This is a genomic window from Mycobacterium sp., assembly GCF_049683355.1.
Lineage (GTDB): Bacteria > Actinomycetota > Actinomycetes > Mycobacteriales > Mycobacteriaceae > Mycobacterium.
Genome location: NZ_JBAUJB010000339.1, coordinates 1 through 7,874, shown reverse-complemented (window position 1 = coordinate 7,874; position 7,874 = coordinate 1). Strand labels below are relative to the sequence as shown.

At 69.5% G+C, this 7,874-nt stretch carries 6 protein-coding genes and 3 pseudogenes; 3 read left to right on the top strand and 6 right to left on the bottom strand.

Annotated elements, in window-relative coordinates:
* Positions 1 to 184: 184 nt before the first annotated feature.
* Complete coding sequence (locus WA944_RS19530) at positions 185 to 403, bottom strand: hypothetical protein (RefSeq protein ID WP_526371534.1); 219 nt, start codon at positions 401 to 403, stop codon at positions 185 to 187.
* A 179-nt stretch (positions 404 to 582) separates the two neighbouring features.
* On the opposite strand from WA944_RS19530, the gene WA944_RS19525 reads away from it, so the two are divergent.
* On the top strand, positions 583 to 2,079 hold the full coding sequence (locus WA944_RS19525) for a bifunctional phosphatase PAP2/diacylglycerol kinase family protein (RefSeq protein ID WP_526647254.1): 1,497 nt from the start codon (positions 583 to 585) through the stop codon (positions 2,077 to 2,079).
* On the opposite strand, the gene WA944_RS19520 is transcribed toward WA944_RS19525, so the two are convergent.
* The gene (locus WA944_RS19520) at positions 2,033 to 2,704 is read right to left on the bottom strand and encodes a phosphatase PAP2 family protein (protein WP_526375256.1); all 672 of its coding nucleotides are present in this window, start codon (positions 2,702 to 2,704) and stop codon (positions 2,033 to 2,035) included. The two genes, WA944_RS19525 and WA944_RS19520, sit on opposite strands and share 47 nt — an antisense overlap.
* Before the next feature lie 70 nt (positions 2,705 to 2,774).
* Between WA944_RS19520 and WA944_RS19515 the strand changes: the two genes are divergently transcribed.
* Positions 2,775 to 3,257, top strand: a complete 483-nt coding sequence (locus WA944_RS19515) for a hypothetical protein (protein WP_526375254.1) — start codon at positions 2,775 to 2,777, stop codon at positions 3,255 to 3,257.
* A gap of 9 nt (positions 3,258 to 3,266) precedes the next feature.
* Here the strand turns inward: WA944_RS19515 and WA944_RS19510 are convergent, their stop codons facing one another.
* Together WA944_RS19510 and WA944_RS19505 are read right to left on the bottom strand one after the other, a co-directional pair.
* On the bottom strand, positions 3,267 to 3,557 hold the full coding sequence (locus WA944_RS19510; protein ID WP_526375260.1) for a CDGP domain-containing protein: 291 nt from the start codon (positions 3,555 to 3,557) through the stop codon (positions 3,267 to 3,269).
* Between the two features lie 135 nt (positions 3,558 to 3,692).
* A pseudogene (locus WA944_RS19505) lies at positions 3,693 to 4,453 on the bottom strand (trans-aconitate 2-methyltransferase).
* A gap of 35 nt (positions 4,454 to 4,488) precedes the next feature.
* On the opposite strand from WA944_RS19505, the pseudogene WA944_RS19500 reads away from it, so the two are divergent.
* Positions 4,489 to 5,694, top strand: a pseudogene (locus tag WA944_RS19500) (alpha/beta hydrolase family protein).
* Here WA944_RS19500 and eccE read toward each other — a convergent pair.
* Positions 5,681 to 6,604: a type VII secretion protein EccE gene (eccE, locus tag WA944_RS19495; protein WP_526647253.1), complete on the bottom strand. Its 924-nt coding sequence runs from the start codon at positions 6,602 to 6,604 to the stop codon at positions 5,681 to 5,683. The pseudogene WA944_RS19500 and the gene eccE overlap by 14 nt on opposite strands.
* A pseudogene (gene mycP, locus WA944_RS19490) lies at positions 6,601 to 7,874 on the bottom strand (type VII secretion-associated serine protease mycosin); the annotation flags it as partial. The gene eccE and the pseudogene mycP, both read right to left, overlap by 4 nt.

Genomic DNA, 7,874 nt, shown 5'->3' with positions numbered 1-7,874 from the left:
AGCCCGCGCCTGCAGACACCACCGGAAAAGACGAACCGGCCGAACCGACCCGCACCACTCAACCCGGCGAACCTGGCGAGGCGACCCGCGCCGGCGAACCCGGCCAACCCGGCGGCCCCGCACCACCTGAAAACCAAGCAGCCTGACAGCTGCTCGCCTCAATCCGGTTCTGGCCGAACGCGTTTCACCGCTCGGGGCCAGCGACCGGCACCGTCTCGGCCATCCAGGTCTCCCAGCGCGCCTGTTCGGAGTCGGCGACAGCGGCGGCGTCGGCGCCGTAGAGGTACATGCTGGCCATCACGCCGGTCTGCGCTCCAGTGCTGAAGCTGCCGACCACCGCGACGCCCGGGTTGAGTGCAGTCAGGCGCACCATCACTTCCCGGGTCTGCGAATCCTGGTGCACCCGTTCGACGATTCCCTCCGCGGGCGGCGCACCGACCGGGCGCGCCAGGTACTCGTGACGTCGAGACCAGACAGTCTGAGCGCCGGCGCAAATGCCTCCCAGGCCCCGGCCAGACGGCCGGCGTGCACGCTCATCACCCGGAAACCGGCCGCCGGCAGCATTGCCGCTAGGTTGGCGTCATGGAACTGCTGCCCGTGCGACGGCGCCACCGCGGAATTCGTCAGATCGGCCAAGGCCTGGGCACGCTGGACCGTGAAGTCTTCGAGGCGATCGCCGACTCCCCCAGCCCCCTGATCGACGAGATGATGCCCCGCCTGACCAGGGCTGCCGACCATTCCAAGCTGTGGTTCGCGATCGCGGCAGGCCTGACCGCGTTCGGCAGCCCGTCAGCCAAGCGCGGCGCAGTCCGCGGAGTGCTCACGCTGGCCGTGACGAGCCTGGTCACCAACCAGGGCGCCAAGCGGGTCTGGCGGCGGGAGCGCCCGAGCCGTCTGCTGGTGCCACTGGCCCGCCAAACCCGCCGGTTCCCCACGTCGAACTCGCTGCCATCGGGTCATTCCGCCAGTGCGGCAGCCTTCGGCGTCGGGGTGGGGTTGGAGAACCCGCCATTGGGGCTGGGCCTTTCGTTGCTCGCCGGGCTGGTCGGGATGTCCCGCGTGGCCACCGGTGCGCACTACCCGGGCGACGTGCTGGCCGGCTTCGGCATCGGCGCAGGCATCGCGGTTCTGGGCGCACGCGTGGTTCCGCCGATCGTCGAGCCCCGGTTGCCGGCCACCGCCGCGCCGCTGCGGGTGGACACGCCGGCACGCCCCGACGGGGCGGGAGTCACGCTGGTCGTCAACCCCGCCTCGGGCAGCGGCACCGGCGCGCGGGTCCTCGACGAGGTCCACGAGGCGCTGCCGCAGGCCAAGATCGTCGAGCTCACCGAGGACGACGACGTCGAGGAGGTGTTGCGGTCGGCCGCGCAGGACGCCGAGGTCCTCGCTATCGGAGGTGGCGACGGAACCGTGGCGGCCGCGGCGGCGGTGGCCGTCGAGGCCGGTGTGCCGCTCGCGGTCTTCCCCGCCGGCACCTTCAACCACTTCGCCAAGGACATCGGCTGTGACACCACCGCCGGCACCGTGGCGGCGATCCAGGACGGCACCGTGTCCTGCGTCGATCTGGTGTGCCTGAACGAAAAGCGGCTGGTGGTGAACACCGCCAGCATCGGCGCGTATCCGCGGTTCGTGCAGAAGCGCGAGAAGCTCGAGCACCGGATCGGTAAACCGCTGGCGGGGATCTACGCGATGTTCCACACGTTGCGCCGCGGCGAACCGGTCCGCATCGCCTTCGACAACCAGACACTGCAGACGTCGATGTTCTTCCTGGGTAACTCGATCTACCTCCCGTCGGGGTTCGCCCCGTCGCGGCGAACGCGGATGGACGACGGACTCATCGACGTCCGGATCCTGGAGACCGGGCGACGACTGAGCAGACTGCGGATCATCACGTCGCTCGCGCTGGGCCGCCTGGAACGCAGCCCGCTCTATCACGAGATGCGGGTGCCCGAGTTCTCCTTCGAGGCGGTGGACGGGCCGACGATCCTGGCGCTGGACGGCGAGGTCGGCACCGAGGTGACCAAGGCCAGCTTCAGCGTTCGCTACCGTGCGCTGCCGGTGTTTCGGCCGGCGGCGTGACTGTCCGGACAGGCGGCACCAACAGCAGGCACGCCACGAAGTACGCGTAACCGAGCGCCCAACCGGCGAGCACGTCGGACGGGTGGTGCACGTTGAGCGCGACCCTGCCGACCCCGATCGTGACGATCACGGCGATGCCCAGGACGATGAGCCACACCCGTCGGGAAGCGTGGACGACCGGGAGCCCGACCGTCAGCAGGGCCAGCACCGAAACCATCACGCCCAGCGCGTGTCCTGACGGGAAGGACGACCCGAGGGCCGTCACCATCGCGGTGGCCGGCCGCGGCCGGTCCACCAGCGTCTTGGCGATCTCGGTGACCAGGCCGCTGAGTTCGACGCTGATCACCAGGAACATCGCGAGGCGGACGTGGCGCCGCACCAGTGCCACCACGATCACCACCAGGGTCACCAGCCGGAAGGCGCCCGGCCCGAGCACTGTGCAGAAGACGTCCCACGCCGTCGCCCAGCCCGGATACTTCTCGCCGAGCCGGTCCATCGGTTCCAGCGCCGCCGCGTCGACCCGGGCCAGCCAGGCCCACTGCCAGGCGTAACCCAGCCACAGGACGGCGAAGACCCCGACCGCGAATACCGCGGTGCCGGCCAGCAGGCCTCGGTGCGCCCTCACCAGACAAGCTGTACCACCCACCGGTCCACGGCCTCCTCACGGCTGCGTGCGGCTGAGCTACCGTGCGTTCATGGCCGTATTACTCCGGAAGCTGTTCCGTATCGGCAAGCTCCCCGGCGAGTTACGCGCCCAGGTCGAGGCCGAGGGACTGCTGTTCACCGCCGAGTATGTGGCGGTGACCCGCCGCTTCCACGGCTCGGTGCCGGGGCTGCGCTCCTCGGGCAGCCTGGCCAGCTACGTCGGCGCGCTGGTGCTCACCGAACAGCGCGTCCTGGCCACGCTGTCCTCGGTGCCCAAACTCGCCGGACGTACCGTCGACCACCGCTGGGACGCCGCGCAGACGGGTGCGGTGGCCGCCGAACTGTCGGCCACGGGGCTGACTCTCGACGTCGACGTGGCCACGGTGGATCCGCGCTTCTCCGGCGAACTGTCGCTGCACTACAAGGCGGACATCCCCGCCGACGTGCTGACCCGGTTGCCACGGACCTCGCTGGCGTTCGACGTGCCGCCGGAGTTCGTGTTCCGGTCGGTGGGCGTGCCGTATCACCCGTAGCGTGACGGCTCAGCCGGCGATGTGCATCGCCGGGTCGGCGAAGCCGGGATCCCGCGGCGGCTGGCCGGGACCCAGCAGTTCGCAGCGCCTCTCGGGCGCCAGATAGGAACTGGCGCCGCGAGGGATCAGCTTGGCGACGGCCACACATCGCTGCCAGGTGCCGTCCGGTTGGATGGGTCCGTCGCACTTGCTGATGACGGGTCCTCCGTACAGGCAGCCTGCGTCGGCCGGCGGCACAGAGACGAGCGGTTGTGCGGCCATCAGCAGGCCGGCCAATCCTGCGACCACCCAGCGCTTCATCTCGTCTCCCGTCACAACGCTGCGGGTGTTGCCGTCGATCGGAGCGGCAAACATCGTCGTCAGCCTGGCCAGCAAAGCACCAAGTACCGCCGACCTGCCCGGCTTTTGCGGCCTTTGCCACACGCGTCGGAAATCTCAGTTCACCTGCGCCACCACGAACACCCGGCGGAAGGGGAAAAACGTCCTACCGTCGGCGCGGGTTGGATACCAGGCGTCGAGCAGCGGAATCAGCTCCGTCCGGAACTGCTGCCACTGCAGGTCGGTCAGACTGCTGCGCACCGGCCGCAGTGTGGTCCCGGTGATCCACTCCAACACCGGGTTCTCCCCGGTCAACTCGTGGACGTAGGTCGTCTCCCAGGCGTCGACCGTGCACCCTGTATCGGCCAACAGCCCGGCATAGCCCTCCGCCGACTGTACCGCAATGGAGTCGAAAAGGTTGTCCGGCAACATGTCTGACCACCGGAGGCGACCCGCGAGTTCGCAAACCGCCCGATGCGACGGCGCATCGAAGTTGCCGGGAACCTGAAACGCCAACCAAGATCCAGCGCTCAGCTGACCCGCCCACCGCACCACGAGTCGCGGATGCTCGGGCACCCAGTGAAGCGTCGCGTTGCTCCCACCACATCGGTGTCGGGTTCGGGCGTCCAGTCCCGAACGTCGCCCAGCAGTGCGGCCACTCCACGTCCCCGCGCCGCTGCCACCATCTCCGCGGACGAATCCCACGCCTCGATCAGCGCGCCAGGCCAGCGGACGGCCAGCGTCCCGGTGAGATTTCCGGGCCCACAACCGAGGTCGACGACTCGTCGCGGGTCGGCCGCACCCACCCGCGACAGGAGATCGACAAACGGCCGGCCCCGCTGGTCGGCGAAGGCTAGGTAGACGTCCGGATTCCACATACCGTCAGTGTGGCGCACCAGCGCCTGGCGTTAGCATGCCAAGGGTGGACTCCAGCTCGCCCGAGGCAGAGGCGCCGCCCATCCCGGTGCCGGACGTTCCCGGCGCCGACGCGTCCGCCCGCGGACTGCCCCGCCGCGTGGACCTCACGCAGCGACAGCGGCTCATCGTGGACTCGTCGGCCATCGCCGACCTGGCGCTGCGCACGTCCATCGCGTCGCTGATCAGCGCCACCATGCTGCCCACGGTTGCGGGCGCACTGCGCCGGTCGCGATCGCGGACCGAAGAGCAGCACCTGCGCTTCTACGCCGAACTCGCCGCGGCAAAGGATCCGCAGTTGTCCTTCCCCGCCCCCGCGTCGCTGCCGCGGGTGTCGTCGAGGCCGGCCAATCCGCTGGCCGAGTGGATCGCCCACGGCAACGTCCGCAACATCCGTTTCAACAGCAGCTTCACCGCCGTCAACCCGGCTCTACGTGACCAGTGTGACGGCTACCAACGCAACAACGTCGTCCACGCCCAGCACTGGCGTCACGACGACGGGCCGCGGCCCACGCTGTGTGTGATCCACGGTTTCATGGGGTCGGCCTACCTGTTCAACGGACTGTTCTTCTCACTGCCCTGGTTCTACCGTTCCGGGTACGACGTGATGCTCTACACGCTGCCGTTCCACGGCCGTCGTGCCGAAAAGTAGTCTCCGTACAGCGGATACGGCTATTTCGCCCACGGCTTCGCCGGATTCGCCGAAGCGATGGCGCAGGCCGTGCACGACTTCCGCTCGCTGATCGACTATCTCGAGTACACCGGCGTCGACCGGATCGCACTGACCGGGATGTCGCTGGGCGGTTACACGTCGGCGTTGATCGCCAGTGTCGACGACCGCATCCAGGCGGTGATCCCGAACGTGCCCGTCGTGACGCCGGACACGACTGTCGACGAGTGGTTCCCGGCCAACAAGATGGTGGCGCTGCGTGACCACATCGTGGGTACCGACCGGGAGTTGTCCGCGGCGGCGACGATGTTCCCGTCCCCGCTGAACTACCGGCCGCTGCCTGCCAAGGACCGGCGGTTGATCATCGCCGGTCTCGGCGACCGGCTGGCGCCACCGGAACAGGCCGAGATCCTCTGGAACCATTGGGATCGGTGTGCATTCCACTGGTTCCCCGGCAACCACGTGCTGCATGTCAGCCAGCCGGACTACCTGCGCCGGATGACCCGCTTCATGGCCGATTTCATGTTCGACTGAGCGCTTCTCCGACCGGCCGGCGCAGTTCTGCCAACAGCTCGGCCGAGACCCGGACCGGCGCCCCGGACAACCGCCTGTCGGAGTCAGGTGCCAGCGCCGCGAGTGCCTGCCAGTGCCGGCCGCGCTCGGGTTCCAGACCGGGCAGCGGGGCCCGGGCTCCCGGGCGCTCGTCGGTGCGGATCGCGCATGCCCCGGTCAGCTCAGGAGTGCCTGCGCTGCCGGTCAATTCGAGTGCTGTCCAGATCTCGGACGGCTGTGACGCCCGAATCGCGGCGAGTGTGTCGGCGAGCTCGTCGTCGACGGCCACCCGGTAGGCGGCGACGTAACCGTGGTCGTCGGTGACACCGCGCCAGGTCTCCTCGCCCTGCGCCGGCGCCGGGGCCGCCCCGGTGACGGTGTCGTCGACACCGACCTCCCAACCCGCCTCGCGGAGGTGGTCGGCCATCCGCCGTGCCGCGACCACCACGGTGTCGTGCAGTGGAATTCGTGCGGACCGCGCGCGCAGTGCCGAGATGTTGTCCGCTGCCCCGAGGGTGAGACCGACCCACGTGGTGCAAGCACCTTCGACGCCACGGCTGGTCACCCGGACCTTGTCGAAGCGGATGCCGTAGCGGTCGAGGTAGCCGGCGACCAGGTCCAGCGGCAAGTCGGCGCCCTCCGACGACTCGACACGCAGCACCACGGTGGCGAACTCGCCGGCCTGATGGTTGCCCTCGGTGTGGTTTCGGCGGCGCAACATGGCGATCCAACGCGGGACCATCGTCGTCACGAACATTCCGCGCCACCACGCGAACACCACGACGACCACGGCGATCGCGGCCGACTGCCAGGGGTCGGCGGCCGACTGCCAGGGGTAGGCCATGGCGGCCGGGATCACGAACAGCAGCGCCAGGGTGATCCGGACGGTCATCTGTTGTTGTCCTTCCGTTTTGCGCTCGCCACGATCACGGCGAGGACGAGTACCGCCAGCACGCCGGCTCCGGCGAATGCGGCCACACGGGGCGTCGGATCCTCCGGGGCGGCGGCACCGGGGCGGGGGTTTGTCTGACGGCGGCCGGGTCGACCATGCTCTCGGGGCCCTCGGGCACCACCCAGGTCAGTGCCGCGACCGGGTCGATGCTGCCGGCCCCCACCAGATTCGACGGTGACCTGGCGCCGGTGTGGGCGGTGCCGCTGATCCGACCGATCACCTGCTGGGCGGTGAGGTCCGGGAATCGGCTGCGCACCAACGCCGCAACCCCCGACACGTAGGCGGCCGCGTAACCGGTGCCGCTGATCGGTGCCATCCCCTGCTCGTTGTCGGGCATGCAGTTGGCCAACCCGCCCTCGGCGGCGTTGCTGACCGAGGTGATGTTCTCGCCGGGGGCCGCGATGCCCAGCCACGGCCCCGCCATCGCGAACTGCGACGGTTGTCCCGCTGTGGTCAGTGAGCCGACCGACAGCACGTAGGGCTGCCACCACGACGGGATCGACACCGAGTTCACACTCGCCCAGTTGCGCGGGTCGGACGGTCGGGCCGGATCGGTCAGCGGGTTGGATTCGCAGGCCGTTGCGCCACCGGTGTTCCCGGCCGCGGCGACGATCACCGCGTCCTTCTCGACGGCGGCGTATCTCAGGGCCGCACCGAGTTCGCCCTGGTCGACGTTCTTGTTCGCCGGCACACAGCTGGTCGTCGAGATGTTGATCACCCGCGCTCCCGCGTCGGCGGCGCGCACGACGGCACGCGCCAGTGTTGCGACATCGCGGTTGGCTTGCCGGATCGAGATGAGGCGGGCATTGGGCGCCACTCCGGAGAAGCCGTCCGCGCCGGGCTGCCCCGCGATCAGTCCTGCCACCAGCGTCCCGTGACCGTCGCAGTCGGTCAGACCGTCGGTGGATTCGACAAAATCACCGCCGCCCTCGACGTCGGGCAGTCGTGGGCCGGGGGTCACGCCGGTGTCGATGACCGCCACCAGCTGGCCTTCGCCCCTGCTGTGCTTCCATGCTTCAGAGATGTTCAGCGACAGCAGGTTCGGGCTGATGCCTGCAGGGTCGGAGCCTGTGATGACACCGCTGGTGACGCACTCACTGCGCTGGGCCATGGTCTGCACCGGGCCGGCGTTCCCGGTCGGCGGTGCCACCGCCGGGTCGACCTCGGGCGGGGTGATCGCGCCGGCCGACGGCCCGCCGACCGCCAGGAC

Bases quoted from the DNA above. Each gene is read 5' to 3' on its own strand.
- WA944_RS19525 (WP_526647254.1), top strand. From the start codon at position 583: ATGGAACTGCTGCCCGTGCGACGGCGCCACCGCGGAATTCGTCAGATC.
- eccE (WP_526647253.1), bottom strand. From the start codon at position 6,604: ATGACCGTCCGGATCACCCTGGCGCTGCTGTTCGTGATCCCGGCCGCC.
- WA944_RS19510 (WP_526375260.1), bottom strand. From the start codon at position 3,557: ATGAAGCGCTGGGTGGTCGCAGGATTGGCCGGCCTGCTGATGGCCGCA.
- WA944_RS19515 (WP_526375254.1), top strand. From the start codon at position 2,775: ATGGCCGTATTACTCCGGAAGCTGTTCCGTATCGGCAAGCTCCCCGGC.